The sequence below is a fragment of the Burkholderia sp. AU4i genome (assembly GCF_000466765.1).
Lineage (GTDB): Bacteria > Pseudomonadota > Gammaproteobacteria > Burkholderiales > Burkholderiaceae > Burkholderia > Burkholderia cepacia.
Genome location: NZ_ASSI01000228.1, coordinates 1 through 19,307, shown reverse-complemented (window position 1 = coordinate 19,307; position 19,307 = coordinate 1). Strand labels below are relative to the sequence as shown.

Below are 19,307 nucleotides of genomic sequence, written 5' to 3'. Positions count from 1 at the left end.
CGCCGCGCTCACGGGCCAGTCGGTCGTCGTCAGCCACGGCTGGTTCATGCAGTAAAGGCTTCCGGCACGGGCGGTCGCGACACGGGCTGCTCGGGCGACGACTCCCCGGCTAGTCCGGCGAATCGCACAAAAAAAACGCGCTCCGGGGAGCGCGTTTTTCGTTTCGGCAGGACGGGCCGGCGATGGCTGCCGTCCGTGGGCGCCGACTTACTTCAGGACAGCTGCAACGGCATTGGCAACCGCGTCGAGGTTGCGCGTGTTCAGCGCGGCGACGCAGATCCGGCCCGTGCCGACCGCGTAGATGCCGAACTCGTCGCGCAGGCGATCGACTTGCGCCGAGGTCAGGCCCGAATACGAGAACATCCCGCGCTGCGCGTTGATGAAGCTGAAGTCGCGATCGACGCCGCTTGCCTTCAGGCGCTCGACGAGACCGTTGCGCATCGCGCGGATGCGGTCGCGCATTTCACCGAGTTCCTGCACCCACGAAGCGTGCAATTCCGGCGATGCGAGCACCGCTGCGACCACGGCGCCGCCATGGGTCGGCGGGTTCGAGTAGTTCGTGCGGATCACGCGCTTCAGTTGCGACAGCACGCGCGTCGCTTCTTCCTTGCTCGACGTGATGATCGACAGGGCGCCGACGCGTTCGCCGTACAGCGAGAACGACTTCGAGAACGACGACGACACGAATGCGTTCAGGTCGGCCGCGGCAAACAGGCGCACGGCGGCAGCGTCGGCCTCGATGCTCTCGCCGAAGCCCTGGTAGGCCATGTCGAGGAACGGCACGAGGTTGCGTGCCTTCACGACGTCGACGACCTGTTGCCATTGCGCTTCGGTCAGGTCCACGCCGGTCGGGTTGTGGCAGCATGCGTGCAGCACGACGACCGTGCCGGCTTCGTAGCCGTTCAGCGCCGACAGCATGCCTTCGAAGTTCACGCCGTTGGTGGCAGCGTCGTAATACGGGTACGCAACGACTTCGAAGCCGGCTGCTTCGAACAGCGCGCGGTGGTTTTCCCAGCTCGGATCGCTGATCGCGACCTTCACGTTCGGGTTCACGGTGCGCAGGAAATCGGCGCCGATCTTCAGCGCGCCCGTGCCGCCCAGTGCCTGGGCCGTGACCACGCGGCCCGCTGCGATCAGCGGCGAATCGTTGCCGAGCAGCAGCTTCTGCACGGCCGCATCGTAGGCGGCGATGCCGTCGATCGGCAGGTAGCCGCGCGGCAGGCCCGCTTCAACGCGCACCTTCTCTGCTTCGCGAACCGCGCGCAGCAGCGGGATCTTGCCTTCTTCGTTCGTGTACACACCGACGCCGAGGTTGACCTTGGTCGGACGCGCATCGGCGTTGAAGGCTTCGTTCAGGCCCAGGATCGGGTCGCGGGGAGCAAGCTGGACAGCAGAGAAGAGCGACATGATGATTCGGCAGTAGTGAAAAGAGGGTCAGGCTTTCAACGGGCGGGGCGGGCGCGGGGGACCGCGCGCAGGCAGGCACGACGCCGGAAAGCGCAGCAGCCTGACATTGTAGCGAATTCGCGCTGGCGGGGGCGGCGTTTCGGCGGCGAAATTCGGCCGGGAACCGCGATTTCCGGCGGCCGTCGCGCGTCAGGAGCCGACAGCAGTTCGCCCGGCCGCGAAGCGCTAGAATGACTCTTTTGCCCTCGCTCCGGCCGCATTCCATGTCCGAACATCATGCCGAAACCGGCGACGCGCTCGACGAATCGAAATTCGTGACCTTCGAAGGGTCGCCGTTCCAGCTGTACCAACCGTATCCGCCCGCAGGCGACCAGCCGACCGCGATCGACACGCTCGTCGAAGGGGTCGAGGACGGCCTGTCGTTCCAGACGCTGCTCGGCGTGACGGGCTCCGGCAAGACCTTCACGATGGCGAACACGATCGCGCGGCTCGGCCGCCCGGCGATCGTGTTCGCACCGAACAAGACGCTTGCCGCGCAGCTCTATTCGGAGTTCCGGGAGTTCTTCCCGCGCAACGCGGTCGAGTATTTCGTCTCTTACTACGACTATTACCAGCCTGAAGCCTACGTGCCGCAGCGCGACCTGTTCATCGAGAAGGACTCGTCGATCAACGAGCACATCGAGCAGATGCGGCTGTCGGCGACGAAGAGCCTGATGGAGCGCCGCGACGTCGTGATCGTCGCGACGGTGTCGGCGATCTACGGTATCGGCAATCCGTCCGAATACCACCAGATGATCCTGACGCTGCGCGCCGGCGACAAGCTCGGCCAGCGCGACGTGATCGCGCGGCTGATCGCGATGCAGTACACGCGCAACGAGCAGGATTTCCAGCGCGGCACGTTCCGCGTGCGCGGCGACACGATCGACATCTTCCCGGCCGAGCACGCCGAGCTGGCCGTGCGCGTCGAGCTGTTCGACGACGAGGTCGAGACGCTGCAGCTGTTCGACCCGCTGACCGGCCGCGTGCGGCAGAAGATCCCGCGCTTCACCGTGTATCCGTCGTCGCACTACGTGACGCCGCGCGATACCGTGATGCGCGCGGTCGAGACGATCAAGGACGAACTGCGCGAGCGGCTCGAGTTCTTTCACCGCGACGGCAAGCTCGTCGAGGCGCAGCGCCTCGAGCAGCGCACGCGTTTCGATCTCGAGATGCTGCAGGAGCTCGGCTTCTGCAAGGGCATCGAGAACTACTCGCGGCATTTCTCGGGGGCGGAGCCCGGCGATCCGCCGCCGACGCTCGTCGACTACCTGCCGCCCGACGCGCTGATGCTGCTCGACGAATCGCACGTGCTGATCGGCCAGCTGAACGGCATGTACAACGGCGACCGCGCACGCAAGGAAAACCTCGTCAACTACGGCTTCCGGCTGCCGTCGGCGCTGGACAACCGGCCGCTCAAGTTCCCCGAGTTCGAGCGCAAGATGCGCCAGGTCGTGTTCGTGTCGGCCACGCCGGCCGACTACGAGAAGCGCGTGACCGGGCAGATCGCCGAACAGGTCGTGCGGCCGACGGGGCTCGTCGATCCGGAAATCGAAGTGCGGCCGGCGAGCTCGCAGGTCGACGACGTGCTCGCCGAGATCAACGCGCGCGTGAAAGCCGAAGAGCGCGTGCTGATCACCGTGCTGACGAAGCGCATGGCCGAACAGCTCACCGAGTTCCTGGCCGACCACGGGGTCAAGGTGCGTTACCTGCATAGCGACATCGACACGGTCGAGCGTGTCGAAATCATCCGTGACCTGCGGCTCGGCACGTTCGACGTGCTGGTCGGGATCAACCTGCTGCGCGAAGGGCTCGACATTCCCGAGGTGTCGCTGGTCGCGATCCTCGACGCGGACAAGGAAGGCTTCCTGCGCGCGGAGCGCTCGCTGATCCAGACGATCGGCCGGGCCGCGCGGAACGTGAACGGCAAGGCGATCCTCTACGCGGACAACATGACCGAGTCGATGAAACGCGCGATCGGCGAGACCGAGCGGCGCCGCGCGAAGCAGATTGCCTACAACGAGCAGATGGGCATCACGCCGCGCGGTGTCGTGAAGCGCATCAAGGACATCATCGACGGCGTCTACAACGCGGACGAGGCACGCGCCGAGCTGAAGGAAGCGCAGCAGCGTGCGAAATTCGAGGACATGTCGGAAAAGCAGCTCGCGAAGGAAATCAAGCGCCTCGAGAAGCAGATGGCCGACTACGCGAAAAACCTCGAGTTCGAGAAGGCTGCCGCGACCCGCGACCAGCTTGCGCTGCTGCGTGAGCGCGTGTTCGGCGCGAACGTCGGCGATCACGTCAACGGCGGCCGGTAAATCTTTCCAAGCGTCACAGAAACCTTGCGGTAACGAGCCTGTAAGCCTTGTCGGATCAGGGGTTTACACGGCTCGTCGTTTGTTCCGGAACAGGTTCGGTGCTAAACTTCGCAATTATTGAGAATTGTTCGCATTAACGTTATTCGTCGCGTTAGTGTTTTCGGCGGGCAGGCCTGGCGGTCGGTCCGCATGGTTCCAGATCAAATAACAAGGAGTGTCCATGTTGGGTTCTTCGTTCATCCGCACGACGGTTGCGGTAGCGGCGGCGCTTGCCGCGATGTCGGCCTCGGCTGCCGAATATCCGATCGGCAAGCAGCAGATCCAGGGCGGCATGGAAATCGGCGCGGTGTACCTGCAGCCGATCACGATGGATCCGGAAGGGATGATGCGCAAGGCGTCGGATTCCGACATCCACCTCGAGGCCGACATCCATGCGGTCAAGAACAACCCGACGGGTTTCGCGGAAGGCGACTGGATGCCGTACCTGCAGGTCACGTACAAGCTGACGAAGCAGGGTGACACGAAGTGGAAGGCCGAAGGCGACCTGATGGGCATGGTCGCGAGCGATGGTCCGCACTACGGCGACAACGTGAAGCTGAACGGCCCGGGCAAGTATCACCTGACGATGGTCGTCAAGCCGCCGATGCAGACGGGCCACATGGCGTTCGGTCGTCACATCGACAAGGAAACGGGCGTGGGCGCATGGTTCAAGCCCATTACCCTCGAATACGACTTCCCGTTCGCCGGTATCGGCAAGAAGGGCGGTTACTGATCGGTGGCATCACGGACGGCGCGCTTCGGCGCGCCGTCGGCGTAGAGAATCCAGAATGAAAATTCCCCAGAAAATCGTTGCCGCAGCCGCTGCGTTGTGGCTTGCCGGCGCGGCGTACGCTGCCGATCTGCCGACGTTCAAGCTCGAAATGGCGGACGGCAAGCTGACTCCCGCCCGCATCGAAGTGCCGGCCGGCCAGCGTTTCAAGATCGAGATCAAGAACACCGGCAAGGGCGCGGCCGAATTCGAGAGCGTGCAGCTGCGCAAGGAGAAGGTGCTTGCGCCGGGTGCCGATTCGTTCGTGGTCGTCGCGCCGCTGTCGCCGGGCGAATACAAGTTTTTCGACGATTTCCACCAGCAGGCGCAGGGCGTGATCGTCGCGAAGTAACGCGTTTTATCTGCGCGCGGGCTCACCAACCCGGTGTTCTGCGCGTCAGGAGGTATCGATGGGTCAGATCTTGTTCATCGTCTGGCGGGAGAGCGTCGAAGCGCTGCTCGTCGTCGGCATTCTCTATGCATGGCTGAAAAACGGCGACGACGACGCGCGCCGCGGCCTGCCTTTCCTGTGGGCCGGCGTCGGTGTCGGCTTGCTGATGGCCGTGGGCCTCGGCGCCGCGCTGGTCGGTTTCACCGAAGTGCTGTCCGGCGACGCGCAGGACTACTTCCAGACTGCGATGGTGCTGATCGCATGCGTGCTGATCGTGCAGATGGTGCTGTGGATGCGCCGGCACGGCCGCACGCTGAAGCGCGACATGGAGCAATCGCTTCAGCAGAGCACGCGCGATTCGAACTGGTGGGGCGTCGCGGTGCTGGTCGCGCTCGCGATCGCGCGCGAGGGCAGCGAGACGGTGATCTTCCTGTACGGTCTCGGTTTCGGCCAGTCGGGCCACGTCGACGGCAGCCAGATGCTCGCGGTCGTGATCGGCCTCGGCCTTGCGTTCTTCACGTTCTATCTGCTGCAGCTCGGCGGCAAGTACTTCTCGTGGCGGCATTTCTTCCGCGTCACCGAAGTGATGCTGCTGTTCCTCGGCGCAGGCCTGTTCCAGACCGGCGTCGACAAGCTGATCGACAAGGAAATCCTGCCGCTCGGCATTTCGCAGGTGTGGGACACGTCCGCGATCCTCGATGATTCGGGCACGTTCGGCTCGCTCGTCGCGACGCTGACCGGTTATCGCGCGCACCCGGCACTGACCAACCTGGTTGCGTACGCGGTGTACTGGGCGGTGGTCTGGCTGCTGATGAAGCGGGCGAGCCGTCGGCCGGCCGTCGCTGCGGGTCGCGCGGCATGAGCGTTGCCGCCGCAGCCAAGCCGGGCTGGCTCGCGCAGGCGGGCCAGTGGATGCAGCGCCACGGCGCGCTGATCCGCGGCATCCAGTGGGCGGTCGTCGCCGTCTATGCATTCCTGATCATCGTGCCGGCGGTGTTGCCGCTGCCGGACGACTCCGCGCACCTGTGGAGCAACCTCACGCTGATCGCGCAATTCACGTTCTGGGGCATCTGGTGGCCGTTCGTGCTGCTGTCGATGGTGATGCTCGGCCGTGTCTGGTGCGGCGTGCTGTGTCCGGAGGGCGCGCTCACCGAATTCGCGAGCAAGTTCGGCCGGGGCGGCCCGATTCCGCGCTGGATACGGTGGGGGGGCTGGCCGTTCGTCGCGTTCGGGCTCACGACGATCTACGGGCAGATGGTGAGCGTGTACCAGTACCCGCTCGCGGTGCTGTTCGTGCTCGGCGGCTCGACCGTCGGCGCGATCGTGATCGGCGTGCTGTACGGCCGCGAGAAGCGCGTGTGGTGCAAGTACCTGTGCCCGGTCAACGGCGTGTTCGGGCTGCTCGCGCGGCTTGCGCCGATGCGCTACAAGGTCGACGAGGAGGCATGGCGCCGTTCGTACAAGAACGGCGAGCATGGCCATCGCGTGATTCCGATCAACTGCGCACCGCTCGTGCCGTTGCGCAACATGCAGGGCGCGGCGGACTGCCATATGTGCGGCCGCTGCAGCGGGCACCGGGATGCGATCTCGCTGTCGTTGCGCTCGCCGTCCGACGAAGTCGTGAACCTCGGCGCGCAAAAGGCGAACCCGTGGGACACCGCGCTGATCCTGTACGGCCTGCTCGGCGTTGCGATCGGTGCGTTCCACTGGACCGTCAGCCCGTGGTTCGTGCAGATCAAGCAATGGCTCGCGGGCTGGCTGATCGACCATGACATCACGTGGCCGCTCGAAACCAATGCACCGTGGTTCCTGCTCACGCATTATCCGGATCGCAACGACGTCTTCTCCTGGCTCGACGGCGGGCTGGTCGTCAGCTACATCGTCGGCACGGGGCTCGTGTACGGCACGGCGCTGCTGGTGCTGCTGGCCGGCGCCACGCTGATGCTCGGCCGTTTCGAGCGCGTGCGGCTGCATCATCTCGCGCAGGCATTGATCCCGATCGCGGGCGCGGGCGTGTTTCTTGGCCTGTCGGCCACGACGCTGTCGCTGCTTCGTGCCGAGCATGTACCGCTCGGATGGGCAACCGATGTACGCATCGCGATCCTGGTCGGCGCCAACACATGGAGTGCGTGGCTCGCGTGGAAAGTGACGGGGCGTTATGCGGCCTTGCCGCGCCGGCTTGCGGCATTCGCATGGTTCGCTGTCGCGCTTGCCGTCATCGACAGCGCATGGTGGCTGATGTTCTGGGGTTTCTGAAGCGGCTTGCGCGCCGCTTCGGCGGTCATGCACTCACGCGGTAACGAAGCTCGGGAACCTGCTTCGCGCATTGGCCGCCCAAATAAAAAAGCGACACGTCGAAGGACGTGTCGCTTTTTTCTTCCTTGTGCGAGAACCAAAAAAGTGGCTTGGCTTGCTGCAACGGCTGCTTGAGTGTGTTTGCACGAAGGGGTCTAGATCTCGCGTGCAAGCCGTTACGCTGGCTAATGCCCAACACCTCTCAGGGAGGTGGTCCCCACAATACTCTGTCGTTACTTCGTCAGGATCAGTTTGCCGAGCCGTGTGGCGCGCAACTGATAGGTCTCTCCGTTATGCGCGATGCTGACGTGGCTTTGGCCTTGCAGCAGCGCATCGCTGCTGACGACCCGCGTGCCTGCATCGCGGTTGCCGGCGGGCTTCGCCGGCGTGGTGACCGCTGCCGTCTTCTGGCGGCTGCTGCCTGCGGTGCCGGTCGGGCGGCGCAAGGTCAGCGTGGTCGGGCGCATGGTGTCGGTCATTCGGTTGATCGGTGACTGTCGATACGATGGAATGAATTCTAAATGATAACTATTCCCATTTACAAAAACTCTTTATCGATCGGAAGTGGGAATCTGATAGCTTGAATCAAAGGGGCGGCCCGCAGGCCGCCGCCGGGTTCAGTGCAGCGGATCGGGATCCTTGCGGCCCTGCGCGTACTCGCGGATCAGGCGAACCGTGTCGATATCCGACGTGCGGTATGCCTCCTTGACGATCCCGTGCGTCTGGCGCGCGTCTTCGCTGTCGTCGGTGACGACCAGCGTCGTGCGGTATTCGAAACGCAGGAACAGCTCGTGGTCGTCGCGTTCCTCGATCGTCATCGTCAGCGAGCCGCCGATCTCGCCGTCGGCGGCGCGGATGTCGTAGCGGACCTGCTGATTCGGCGTGAACGTGACGTGGTCGCGCACGGTCGCGTGACCGTAGTGCAGTTCACGCTCGAGCGTCGTCTCCGTCCGTTCATGGACGACGCAGCTGTCGAGACCGAGCACGAACAGTTGCGGTTGTTCGGCGCGCAGCACGAGACCTTCCCAGAGCTGTTCGCGGGTGAGGGTGGGCACGGCCGGATCGTCGGAGTTGATCTGGATCAGATGTTCGAAGTTCAAGGGGACGGGTTCCTTCTGGTGGCGGGCGGCCACATGGCTCAAGAAGTCATTGTGACGCAAAACGGGCGGTTTCGCGGCACCTGCCCGTGCGTCCATGCGTCATGCCTCGATACGGCCCATGCGCCCCGTCTGGTAGTCGACGACAGCCTGCCGGATTTCTTCCTCGGTATTCATCACGAACGGGCCGTAGCGGACGATCGGCTCGTTGAGCGGTACGCCGCCAATCAGCAGCAGGTCGAGCGGCGTGTCGCCGGCAGCGAACGTGACCGTGTCGCCGTCGTCGCCATACACGACCATGTGCCTTGCGTCGACTGCCTGCCTGTCGGGCCCGTAGAGGCCCGTTCCGTCGATCGGATAGGCGAATACGCGATAGCCTGCCGGGACGGGCTGCGTGACCGTTGCACCGGGCTGCAGCGTGTAATGCTGGTAGAGGATCGGCGTGCGTGTCTCGATCGCCGCCCGGACGCCGAACGCTTCGCCAGCGATCACGCGCACGCGCGCGAGACCGTCCGGCGACGTGGCGCTCGGGATGCGATCGGCGGGGATCTCCTGGTAGCGCGGCGCGATCAGCTTGTCGCGCCGCGGCAGGTTGACCCACAGCTGGAAGCCGTGGGAGCGGCCGCCTGCCTGCGCGAATTCAGGATCCGGCATCTCGCTGTGCACGACGCCGGCGCCCGCCGTCATCCATTGCACGTCGCCCGGGCCGAGCGTGCCGGCATGGCCGGACGAGTCGCGATGACGGAAGCGCCCGTCGAGTGCGTAGGTCACGGTCTCGAAGCCGCGATGCGGATGGTCGGGGGCGCCCTTGGCTTCGCCGGGCGCGTAGTCGACGGGGCCCATTTCGTCGAGCAGCAGGAACGGATCGAAATCCATCAGCAGCCGAGTCGGGAACGGGCGGTGAACCACGAAGCCGCCGCCTTCGGTCGTGCGAAGGGCGGGGTACGTGCGGTCAAGCGAGCGAGCGGTCGTCATGCGGATACCCTCGAAATCATCGGAATAGCGTTATTTTTGAAACATAGAGCTATTATATTGGGCGTTTTACCGTTCGATTCGCGACGGTTCGCAATGGATTGTTCTGAAATTGGAACGATGAGATGAATATCGATGCACACAACCTGAACGACCTCATGTACTTTTCGCAGGTCGTCGAACATGGCGGTTTCTCGGCGGCGGAGCGCGTGCTGGGCATCTCGAAATCGCGCCTGTCGCGGCGCCTGACCGAACTCGAGGCGGCGCTTGGCGTGCGCCTGTTGCAGCGCTCCACACGCAAGCTCGCGCTGACCGAGGCGGGGGAACTGTTCTACCAGCACTGCCAGGCGATGCTGGCCGAAGCGCAGGCTGCGATGAACGCGGTCCAGCAGTTGCGTGCATCGCCGCGCGGCTCGGTGCGAGTCAGTGTGCCCGTGACGCTGTCGCAGACGATGCTGTCGCGCATCCTGCCCGAATTCCTGCGTCGTTATCCCGAGGTGAAGGTGCACGTCCGCGTGACGAATCGCGTGATCGACCTGTTCGAGGATTCGATCGACGTCGCGCTGCGTGTGCGCTCGGAGCCGCCGCAGAACGCGAATATCGTCGTGCGGCCGCTGTGGCGCACCGAGCAGATGCTGGTCGGCGCGCCGAGCCTGCTGAGCCAGAATGCGCCGCCGCTGGTACCGGACGACCTGAGCGGATTCGAAACGCTCGATACGCCGAGCGTCGACGGGCGGCACGTGTTCAACCTGATCGCGCCGGACGGTACGCGTCACGTGCACGAACACGACCCGCGGCTGGTGACGGCCGACCTGATGACGATCCGCGAAGCCGTGCTCGATGGACTCGGCATCGCGGCGCTGCCGGAGATGATGTACGGCAACGCGCTGCGCGCGGGGCAACTGTCGCCGGTGATGCCGGGCTGGACGCTGCCCGTGCCGCAACTGTACGCGGTGTTCGTGTCGCGGCAGGGGATGCCGCCCGCTGTGCGTGCGTTTGTCGACTATCTGGTCGAGAAGCTCGATCACGGCGCCTACAAGGAACCGGGGTGTCCCGAGCGTGCGAAGAAGGAAGCGGCGGCCGATGTTTCGGCGACCTGAACACGACGTGCACGGCGACGCAAATTTGTTTTGTCATTGAAGCGTCGCCTGCAATCGCAAGTTTCAATCGCCGGAACCTTGAATGCGCGTGCGTGCGAGCCTATATTGAAATCCCATTTCGTGAAGGAAGTTCTGAGCGAAATCAGGTGGCCGCATATATTGTGAGCCAGATAGGGCAGAACGCGCAGTCCGTGCAGACCACGGCAGAGTCGCATTTGCGTTGCTCGAGGCGTAACCGATACCGCCAAAGAGCCCGCCGCCCGAAGGCGCCCGCGTGCGCATGAAAAAAGGCCTTCATCTGGCGATGAAGGCCTTTTACTTTGTGCGTGGCCGGCGAGGTGCGGCCGGCCAGGTGCGGCCGATTGGGCGCCGCCGGCGAGCGCCTGATTGCGCGTGCGTTACTTCGCTTTTGCGGTCGGCTCGGTCACGAAGCCGAGCTTCGTCAAGCCGCCGGCCTGCGCATCCGACATCACTTCGGCGACGTGTTCGTAGGCAACCTTGCGGTCCGCACGCAGGTGCAACTCCGGCTGCGGCGTGCGTTTTGCCGCTTCCGCGATGCGTTCCTGCAATTGTTCGCGCGTGACCGTATGGTCGTCCCACAGGATCGTGCCGTCGCCCTGGATCGCGACGTCGACCGTCTGCGGTTTCTCGTCGACAGGCTGGCTGCTGGCATGCGGCAGGTCGATCTTCACCGCGTGCTGCATCGCCGGGATCGTCACGAGGAAAATGATCAGGAGTACGAGCATGACGTCGACGAGCGGCGTCATGTTGATCTCGCTCATCACGGCATCGTCGTCATCGTCGCTGAAACCGGTGTTCATTGCCATGCTTCACCCCGTCTCAGTTGGCGCGCGTCGCGAGACGCAGGCCGTCGCGCGTCGACGACGATGCAAGGCTCGCGCCCGTCACGAAATACGCGTGCAGGCCGTGCGCGAAGCGACGCAGCTTGCTGACCACGCCCTTGTTCGCACGGGTGAGTGCGTTGTAGCCGAGCACGGCCGGGATCGCGACGAACAGGCCGAATGCGGTCATGATCAGCGATTCGCCGACCGGGCCCGCGACCTGGTCGATCGACGTCTGGCCGGATGCGCCGATCGCGAGCAGTGCGTGGTAGATCCCCCAGACCGTACCGAACAGGCCGACGAACGGCGCCGTGCTGCCGACCGACGCGAGGATCGCGAGGCCGCTTTGCATGCGCGAGATGCCTTCGTCCATCGTGTCCTTCAGGCAGCGCGTGACCCAGTCCGACACGTCCATGCGGTCGTGCAGGTGCGGTTGCGTCTGATGGTGGTGATCGGCGGCTTCCTTGCCCGACAGCGCGAGCGCGAGGAACGGGTTGTCGTTCGGCGTCGAGGCGGCGAGCCCGAGCTTCTTGATGCCGTCGTCGAAGTTGTCCGAATGCCAGAACGCCTGTTCGGCGTTCTTCGTCAGGCGGTTCAGGCGGATCACGTTCCAGCCCTTGATGACGATCACGATCCACGACAGGATCGACATCACGAGCAGCGTGATCGCGATGGCGCGCGTGACGAAATCACCTTGCGCCCAGACGTGCGCGATACCGTAGCTTTGCATTTTCTTGTTTCCTTTGAATCTACCGAATATGACGGGTTAGTCGTCGAGCGTGAAGTTGAAGGGCAGCGTATGGGCGGCGCGGATCGCCTGGCCGTTCTCGATATACGGCGGACAGGTGCTGGCGCGCGTCGCCTCGAGCGCGGCTTCGTCGAGACGCGGGTAGCCGCTGCTCTTCTGCAGCTGGACGCTTTCGATCTTGCCCGTCACGCCGATGACGAAGTGAACATAAGCCGTGCCCGTTTCGCCGCGACGCTTCGACATCGTCGGATAAGCGGGCTTCACGAAATTGCAGCTGAGCGCCGTGACGTTCTTCGGCGCGCTGACCTGCATCGTCTCGCGGGCCGGGCCGGGGGCTGCAGCCGGAGCGGCAGGCGCCGGCGCGGCGGGAGCCGGTGTCGGATCGACCGCTGCCGGCGCGGGCGTCGGCGACGGTGCCTGTGCGACCGGCTGAGGTGTCGGGACGGCTTTCTGTACCGGCTTCGGCTCGACCTTCGGCTTCACGCGCGGCGTGGGCTTGGGCGGCGTGGGCTGCTGCGCGGCCGACTGGACCGCGACCGGCTGGGCAGGGGGCGCGGGCGGAATGAGCTGTGCGGTGATCGACTGAATCTCGATCTCCTTCGCCGGCGGCGGCGCGTTGCGATGGAGCCAGGCGGCCGTCAGCATGATCGCATGTGCGGCAAGCACACCGACCGCGACGACGATCACTCGGGGATTCATACGTGGTGCGGCCGGCAAGATGCCGGCGGGAGTGGAATGCGAAGCCTGCATGTTAGCTTGAAAGAACGATGTCGCACCCGGGGCGCGGCGGGTGAATCGGCATCACTTGCGGAAGATCAGCAGCGAGATGCAAACGGTGGTCACAAATCCGATCAGCAATTCCATGACAGGCTCCTTGGCAGGTAAGCCGCTGGCTCGCGTAGACGGTGGCTTGCTGACGGTCAAAACAAAAATGCGGCCTGGGCCGCATGTATACACCCGGCGCCGGTCAGGCCGCCTTGCGTTCGTAGAACGTGACCGGGATCGGATGAGCGTGGTGCTCGACACCGCACTGGCTCGCGCAGACGCCTTGTTCGGCCATGAGGTCGCGTACGGACTCCTCGCACTTGCCGCAGCACGTGGCCACGCCGAGCTCGAACTGGAGTTCATCGAAAGAGTTCACGCCCTCTGCGAGGGACGCGCGAATCTTGCGATCGGAAACAGACTTGCACACGCAGACGATCATGGTGAGTTGCGATAGCTAACGTTAATGCGAATTATTATCATTAATTTTGCGGACGTTGACAAGCGCGGGCCGGGCTTTTTTTAAGGTCATCAGACCCTTGAAGCGATGGGGGCAGTGGAGCGGCACGCGAAAGCGGGCGTGCCGGCTCGTGTCAGGCGGTCGCGCAGGCGCGCGCGTTCGGCGAGGAAATGGTGACGGATTCGACCGGTGCGGCGAGGCCGAGCAGCGTCGACGCGAGTACCTGCAACTGGCGGCCGTCGCTGGTCGAGCAGAAGCGGGGCGGCGCCGCGCGCGTGCCGGCCGGTGCACGCAGGTTGCGCTCGTCGAGAATCCGGGCGAGCTGGCGCGCGATTGCGTCGCTCGTGTCGACGATCGTCAGGCGGTCGCCCACAAGGTCACGAATCGTTTCCGTGAAGAACGGATAATGCGTGCAGCCGAGTACCAGCGTATCGGCGCCGTCGTCGAGCATCGGCTGCAGATAGCTGTCGAGCAACGCGCGCAAGGCGGGCGAATTCGTGTCGCCGCGCTCGATGGCCTCGACGAGCCCGTGGCCGGGCTGGCAGATGAAGCGGCGGCCGGCGCCGTAGCGGTCGAGCAGCGCCTGGAAGCGCGGGCTGTTCAGCGTCGACTGCGTGGCGAGGACGCCCGCGACGCCGCTCGCGGACACGGCGACGGCCGGCTTGATGCCCGGCTCGACGCCGACGAGCGGCATCGGCAGGTGTTCGCGGATCGCGGCGATCGCGCGTGCGGTTGCGGTGTTGCAGGCGATGACGAGCGCCTTCGCCCCTTCGCGGGCCAGCCACTCGCCGATTGCCAGCGTGCGTTCCGTAATGAACGCCTCGTCGCGCGGACCATAAGGTGCGTGGTGCGAATCGGCGACGTAGATGAACGATTCGTCGGGCAGCTGCGCGCGCGCGGCGCGCAGTACCGACAGGCCACCCAGCCCTGAATCGAAGATGCCGATGGGGGCAACGGTCGTGGACGTCGCGGCGATAACGGAAGGTGTCGACATGAAAGGGCGGGTGGCGATGGCGGGAAGGGCGGAGCGCGCTTACTCCGGCGAACCCATCATCGTTTGCTGGTAATTCTGCAGGCCGACCTTGCCGATCAGGTCGATCTGCGTTTCCAGCCAGTCGATGTGTTCTTCGGTGTCGTCGAGGATCTTTTCGAAGATCTCGCGCGACACATAGTCACGAACCGATTCGCAATAGGCGATCGCTTCCTTGCAGGTGGACTGCGAGATTTGCTCGAGCTTCAGGTCGCACTTCAGGATCTCTTCGGTTTCCTCGCCGACGAGCAGCTTGTGCAGGTCCTGCAGGTTCGGCAGGCCGTCGAGCATGAATACGCGCTCGATCAGCCAGTCTGCGTGCTTCATTTCGCCGATCGACTCGTCGTACTCGTGCTTGCCCAGTTTCTCGAGGCCCCAGTGCTTGTACATGCGCGCATGCAGGAAGTACTGGTTGATCGCCGTGAGTTCATTCTTCAACTGGGCGTTCAGATATTCGATGACTTTCTTGTCGCCTTGCATGGCTTGTTCCTTGTTCAGTGGGGCTTCAGAAACCGAAAGATAATCGCTCGTACGAGAAAAGCCAAGCCTCAAAGCCTTGCCGGGCCTGCCTTTTGCATGTAATGAGAATCAGCCTCGAATAACCGGCCGCACACAATAATGAGAACGAGAAGCAAAAAGGCCGGACTTGCGTCCGGCCTTGCATTCGATCGCGCTTAAGCAGTTGCGACCGGGATCTTGCCGATCTTCGCCTGCCACTCCTTCGGGCCGGTCTGGTGCACCGACGTGCCCGACGAATCGACGGCGACCGTCACCGGCATGTCCTGCACGTCGAACTCGTAGATCGCTTCCATGCCGAGGTCTTCGAACGCGAGCACCTTCGCGCCGCGGATCGCCTTCGACACGAGGTATGCGGCGCCGCCGACGGCCATCAGGTAGGCCGCCTTGTGCTTCTTGATCGCGTCGATCGCGACCGGGCCGCGCTCGGCCTTGCCGACCATCGAGATCAGGCCGGTTTGCGCGAGCATCGTCTCGGTGAACTTGTCCATGCGCGTGGCCGTCGTCGGGCCTGCCGGGCCGACCACTTCGTCGCGCACCGGATCGACCGGCCCGACGTAGTAGATCACGCGGTTGGTGAAGTCGACCGGCAGCTTCTCGCCCTTCGCGAGCATGTCGGCGATGCGCTTGTGCGCAGCGTCGCGGCCGGTGAGCATCTTGCCCGACAGCAGCAGCGTCTGGCCCGGCGTCCAGCTGGCGACTTCTTCCGGCGTCAGCGTGTTCAGGTCGACGCGCTTGCTGGTTTCCGTGTTCGGTTCCCACTGGACCTTCGGCCATGCGTCGAGCGACGGTGCTTCAAGCTTGGCCGGGCCCGAGCCGTCGAGCACGAAGTGCGCGTGGCGCGTGGCCGCGCAGTTCGGGATCAGCGCGACCGGCTTCGATGCCGCGTGCGTCGGTGCCGCCATGATCTTCACGTCGAGCACGGTGGCCAGGCCGCCGAGGCCCTGTGCGCCGATGCCGAGCGCGTTGACCTTCTCGTGCAGCTCGACGCGCAGTTCCTCGACCCAGTCCTTCGGGCCGCGCGCGATGATTTCCTGGATGTCGATCGGCTCCATCAGCGATTCCTTCGCCATCAGCATCGCCTTCTCGGCGGTGCCGCCGATGCCGATCCCGAGCATGCCCGGCGGGCACCAGCCCGCGCCCATCGTCGGGACCGTCTTCAGCACCCAGTCGACGATCGAGTCGGACGGGTTCAGCATCACGAACTTCGACTTGTTCTCCGAGCCGCCGCCCTTCGCCGCGACCTGCACGTCGACCTTGTCGCCCGGCACGATCTCGTAGTGGATCACGGCCGGCGTGTTGTCCTTCGTGTTCTTGCGGGCGCCTTCCGGCGGATTGACGATCGACGCGCGCAGCACGTTGTCCGGGTGCGTGTAACCGCGGCGCACGCCTTCGTTGATCATGTCGGTGAGGCCCATCGTCGCGCCGTCCCAGCGCACGTCCATGCCGACCTTCACGAAGATCGTGACGATGCCGGTGTCCTGGCAGATCGGGCGCTTGCCTTCCGCGCACATGCGGCTGTTCGTGAGGATCTGCGCGATCGCATCCTTCGCGGCCGGGCTTTCTTCCAGTTCGTACGCGCGGCCGAGGGCCTGGATGTAGTCGAGCGGGTGGTAGTAGCTGATGTACTGCAGCGAATCCGCGATGCTCTGGATCAGGTCTTCCTGTTTGATGACGGTCATGGCTGAGACTCTGTGGGGACAGTGGGGAATGCGTTTATGCGTTGGCGGCCGCTTCGGCCGGCTTGCGGGGCTCGTTCGCTGCAGGCGCGTGCCCGTCGTGGGCGTGCGTCTCGTGGAAATGGGCCGGGTGCGTGTGCGTCGTCAGGCGGTCGACCCACGCCATCACGAGCGCCGACACCAGGAACGACACGTGGATGATCACCTGCCACATGATCGCGTGCATCGTGTGCTGGTCGGGGTTGATGAACGTCTTCAGCAGGTGGATCGACGAAATGCTGATCAGCGCCATCGACAGCTTGACCTTCAGCACGCCCGCATTCACGTGGTCGAGCCATTCGGGCTCGTCGGGGTGGCCCTCGATGCCGAGGCGCGACACGAACGTTTCGTAACCGCCGACGATCACCATGATCAGCAGGTTCGAGATCATCACCACGTCGATCAGGCCGAGCACCGCGAGCATCACGCTGATTTCGTCGAGGCTGGTCGCATGCGACAGCAGGTGCCAGACTTCCTTCAGGAACAGGAACACATAGACGGCCTGCGCGACGATCAGGCCGAGATAAAGCGGAACCTGGAGCCAGCGGCTCATGAAAATCAGCGCGGGAAGCGGGCGAAGCGGGCGACGCGCGGGGCGGCCGGGCGAATGCGGGGCGGACATGGTGGAGACTCGGGCGCGGTGCGCAGGTATCGGGGGTAATCTTGAAAAGGCGCGCTATTGTAACGCGTCGGCCGGCGCGGCTGCAGTGACGCGCCGGCACGGCCAGGGACGGATCAGGACGCGGCGGCGGGCACGCGTTTCACGCGCAGGCTCGCGAGCACGATGCCGGTGACGACGCACGCGAGCGCGATGCCGTGGGCGAGGGTCGGGCGCTCGCCGAGGAACACGATGCCATACGCGGCCGCGGCGACCGGCAGCACCGCGCTGAACACGCCGGCGAGGCTGCCCGGCACGTGCCGGATGCCCTTCATCCACAGCCAGAACGAGAAGATGCTGGCCGACAGGCCGTACCAGACGACGAGCGCCCAGGTGCCGGCCGGCACGCTCGCGTAATCGAAATGCCACATGGCCGTCGCGCCGAGCGGCAGCATCAGGCACAAGCCGAACAGGTGCGTGTACGCGCAGATGTCGATCGGCGCGAGCGTCTGCGTGAGGCGGCGCGACAGGATCACGTAGATCGATTCGCAGCACACCGCGCCGAGGATCAGCAGGTTGCCGGTGAGCGACGACGATGCGCCGTGCCCGGCGGCGCTGCCGTTCGCGAGGTTGATCGTCACGACGCCGGCGATCGCGAGCGCGATCGACACGAGCGCACGGCCGTTCGGTTTTTCACGCAGGATCAGCCACGCGAACAGCGCGACGATCGCCGGAATCGTGCTGGTGATCACGCCGGCCGCGACCGCGCTCGTGCGCTGCACACCGTTCAGCATCAGCAGCGTGAACATGAAGGTGCCGAAGAACGCCTGCAGGAACAGGTTCAGCCATTCGCCGCGCTTGACGGTGCGCATCTTCACCGGGCTGAACAGCGGCCACAGCACGGCGATCGCAATCACGAAGCGCAGTGTGGCGAGGATGGCGACAGGAACGAAGGCGACGATCGATTTGCCGATACCGACATTGCTGCCGACGAACAGCATCGACAGAACGAGAAAGAAAGCATAGCGATTCAAGCTGGAATCCGGAAGGCGAGTTCAGTTAGGATTGTAGGGTCGCGCTCGTTACAGCGTAAAGCTGCAAGCGGCGCCGCCCGGCGGGCGAAACGGCCGTGCCGCGTAAGTGACGGGTAAGTTGGAGCGCTTATTGTGGACACTGTCGGGTCGCCCGGTCGCCATCGTGCGACGTGGTGCGGCGCAGCATCGCGCAGCGGCCTTCGGGCCGTGCGCGGGTGGTGGGTAGGAGACAGCGGCGCGCATGCGCCGGCCAAGACGCGCGGCGCGCACGATCGCGCCGCCATGCAGAGGATTCATGTTCACCAAGGGGTTGTCGATGTCTGCGATTGAATCGGTTCTTCACGAAACCCGCCAGTTTGCGCCGCCCGCGGCGCTTGAGCAGGCGGCGACCATTTCCGGCATGCCGGCCTATCGGGCGCTCGTCGCCGAGGCCGAGCGCGATTACGAAGGCTTCTGGGCGCGCCTCGCGCGCGAAGGCCTCGCGTGGCACAAGCCGTTCACCAAAGTGCTCGACGAGTCCAACGCGCCGTTCTACAAGTGGTTCGACGACGGCGAGCTGAACGCGTCGTACAACTGCCTCGACCGTCACGTCGAAGCCGGCAACGGCGAGCGCGTCGCGGTGATCTTCGAAGCCGACGACGGTACCGTCACGCGCGTCACCTATGCGGATCTCCTCGCCCGCGTGTCGCGTTTCGCGAATGCGCTGAAGAAGCGCGGCATCGGCAAGGGCGACCGCGTCGTCATCTATATCCCGATGTCGATCGAAGGCATCGTCGCGATGCAGGCCTGCGCCCGCATCGGCGCGACGCACTCGGTCGTGTTCGGCGGCTTCTCCGCGAAGTCGCTGAACGAGCGGCTCGTCGACGTCGGCGCGACGGCGCTGATCACGGCCGACGAGCAGGCACGCGGCGGCAAGACACTGCCGCTCAAGAGCATCGCCGACGAGGCGCTCGCACTCGGGGGCTGCGAAGCGGTGAAGAGCGTGATCGTCTATCGCCGCACCGGCGGCAAGATCGACTGGCATGCCGACCGCGACCTGTGGATGCACGAACTGACGGCCGGCGAGTCCGACACGTGCGAGCCGGAATGGGTGAGCGCCGAGCATCCGCTGTTCATCCTGTATACGTCGGGCTCGACCGGCAAGCCGAAGGGTGTGCAGCACAGCACCGGCGGCT

The 19,307-nt window shown here is 64.7% G+C and carries 20 protein-coding genes; 7 read left to right on the top strand and 13 right to left on the bottom strand.

Annotated elements, in window-relative coordinates; genetic code table 11:
• Positions 1–207 precede the first annotated feature (207 nt).
• Positions 208–1,407, bottom strand: coding sequence for an amino acid aminotransferase (locus tag L810_RS37815; RefSeq protein ID WP_021163420.1), 1,200 nt, complete (start codon positions 1,405–1,407; stop codon positions 208–210).
• A gap of 263 nt (positions 1,408–1,670) precedes the next feature.
• Between L810_RS37815 and uvrB the strand changes: the two genes are divergently transcribed.
• From uvrB to L810_RS37790, 5 genes are all read left to right on the top strand, one after another.
• Positions 1,671–3,761, top strand: coding sequence for an excinuclease ABC subunit UvrB (uvrB, locus tag L810_RS37810; RefSeq protein ID WP_021163418.1), 2,091 nt, complete (start codon positions 1,671–1,673; stop codon positions 3,759–3,761).
• Between the two features lie 220 nt (positions 3,762–3,981).
• Positions 3,982–4,533 carry an iron transporter gene (locus tag L810_RS37805; RefSeq protein ID WP_021163417.1) on the top strand — a complete coding sequence of 184 codons (552 nt, stop codon included), beginning with the start codon at positions 3,982–3,984 and terminating at the stop codon, positions 4,531–4,533.
• A gap of 55 nt (positions 4,534–4,588) precedes the next feature.
• Positions 4,589–4,921, top strand: coding sequence for a cupredoxin domain-containing protein (locus tag L810_RS37800; protein ID WP_021163416.1), 333 nt, complete (start codon positions 4,589–4,591; stop codon positions 4,919–4,921).
• Between the two features lie 58 nt (positions 4,922–4,979).
• The gene (locus L810_RS37795; RefSeq protein WP_021163415.1) at positions 4,980–5,822 is read left to right on the top strand and encodes an FTR1 family iron permease; all 843 of its coding nucleotides are present in this window, start codon (positions 4,980–4,982) and stop codon (positions 5,820–5,822) included.
• Complete coding sequence (locus L810_RS37790; RefSeq protein ID WP_021163414.1) at positions 5,819–7,216, top strand: 4Fe-4S binding protein; 1,398 nt, start codon at positions 5,819–5,821, stop codon at positions 7,214–7,216. Before L810_RS37795 ends, L810_RS37790 begins: the two co-directional genes overlap by 4 nt.
• Before the next feature lie 272 nt (positions 7,217–7,488).
• On the opposite strand, the gene hemP is transcribed toward L810_RS37790, so the two are convergent.
• The 3 genes from hemP to L810_RS37775 form a co-directional block, all read right to left on the bottom strand.
• Positions 7,489–7,734: a hemin uptake protein HemP gene (gene hemP / locus L810_RS37785; RefSeq protein ID WP_021163412.1), complete on the bottom strand. Its 246-nt coding sequence runs from the start codon at positions 7,732–7,734 to the stop codon at positions 7,489–7,491.
• 138 nt (positions 7,735–7,872) lie between these two features.
• The gene (locus L810_RS37780) at positions 7,873–8,355 is read right to left on the bottom strand and encodes an SRPBCC family protein (protein ID WP_042977910.1); all 483 of its coding nucleotides are present in this window, start codon (positions 8,353–8,355) and stop codon (positions 7,873–7,875) included.
• Between the two features lie 99 nt (positions 8,356–8,454).
• A complete protein-coding gene (locus L810_RS37775; RefSeq protein ID WP_042977906.1) occupies positions 8,455–9,327 on the bottom strand; it encodes a pirin family protein in 873 nt (290 codons plus the stop codon).
• Positions 9,328–9,449: 122 nt separating this feature from the next.
• Here L810_RS37775 and L810_RS37770 point away from each other — a divergent pair, with 122 nt between their 5' ends.
• Positions 9,450–10,424, top strand: coding sequence for a LysR family transcriptional regulator (locus tag L810_RS37770; RefSeq protein ID WP_021163408.1), 975 nt, complete (start codon positions 9,450–9,452; stop codon positions 10,422–10,424).
• A gap of 398 nt (positions 10,425–10,822) precedes the next feature.
• Here the strand turns inward: L810_RS37770 and L810_RS37765 are convergent, their stop codons facing one another.
• The 9 genes from L810_RS37765 to L810_RS37725 form a co-directional block, all read right to left on the bottom strand.
• Complete coding sequence (locus tag L810_RS37765; protein ID WP_021163407.1) at positions 10,823–11,251, bottom strand: ExbD/TolR family protein; 429 nt, start codon at positions 11,249–11,251, stop codon at positions 10,823–10,825.
• 13 nt (positions 11,252–11,264) lie between these two features.
• Positions 11,265–11,996 carry a MotA/TolQ/ExbB proton channel family protein gene (locus tag L810_RS37760; protein ID WP_021163406.1) on the bottom strand — a complete coding sequence of 244 codons (732 nt, stop codon included), beginning with the start codon at positions 11,994–11,996 and terminating at the stop codon, positions 11,265–11,267.
• Positions 11,997–12,032: 36 nt separating this feature from the next.
• Entirely contained in the window at positions 12,033–12,764 is a 732-nt protein-coding gene (locus tag L810_RS37755; protein WP_042977902.1) for an energy transducer TonB, read from the bottom strand.
• A 217-nt stretch (positions 12,765–12,981) separates the two neighbouring features.
• Complete coding sequence (locus L810_RS37750; protein ID WP_011352654.1) at positions 12,982–13,218, bottom strand: (2Fe-2S)-binding protein; 237 nt, start codon at positions 13,216–13,218, stop codon at positions 12,982–12,984.
• A gap of 151 nt (positions 13,219–13,369) precedes the next feature.
• Complete coding sequence (murI, locus tag L810_RS37745; protein WP_021163403.1) at positions 13,370–14,230, bottom strand: glutamate racemase; 861 nt, start codon at positions 14,228–14,230, stop codon at positions 13,370–13,372.
• A gap of 39 nt (positions 14,231–14,269) precedes the next feature.
• Positions 14,270–14,746 carry a bacterioferritin gene (gene bfr / locus L810_RS37740; RefSeq protein ID WP_011352652.1) on the bottom strand — a complete coding sequence of 159 codons (477 nt, stop codon included), beginning with the start codon at positions 14,744–14,746 and terminating at the stop codon, positions 14,270–14,272.
• Between the two features lie 194 nt (positions 14,747–14,940).
• Complete coding sequence (locus L810_RS37735; RefSeq protein WP_006478316.1) at positions 14,941–16,464, bottom strand: fumarate hydratase; 1,524 nt, start codon at positions 16,462–16,464, stop codon at positions 14,941–14,943.
• 34 nt (positions 16,465–16,498) lie between these two features.
• Positions 16,499–17,122, bottom strand: coding sequence for a TIGR00645 family protein (locus L810_RS37730; RefSeq protein ID WP_042977899.1), 624 nt, complete (start codon positions 17,120–17,122; stop codon positions 16,499–16,501).
• Positions 17,123–17,235: 113 nt separating this feature from the next.
• On the bottom strand, positions 17,236–18,132 hold the full coding sequence (locus L810_RS37725) for a DMT family transporter (RefSeq protein WP_021163402.1): 897 nt from the start codon (positions 18,130–18,132) through the stop codon (positions 17,236–17,238).
• Positions 18,133–18,448: 316 nt separating this feature from the next.
• Here L810_RS37725 and L810_RS37720 point away from each other — a divergent pair.
• Positions 18,449–19,307: AMP-binding protein (locus L810_RS37720; protein ID WP_042977908.1), on the top strand; the 859-nt coding region annotated here is incomplete at its 3' end.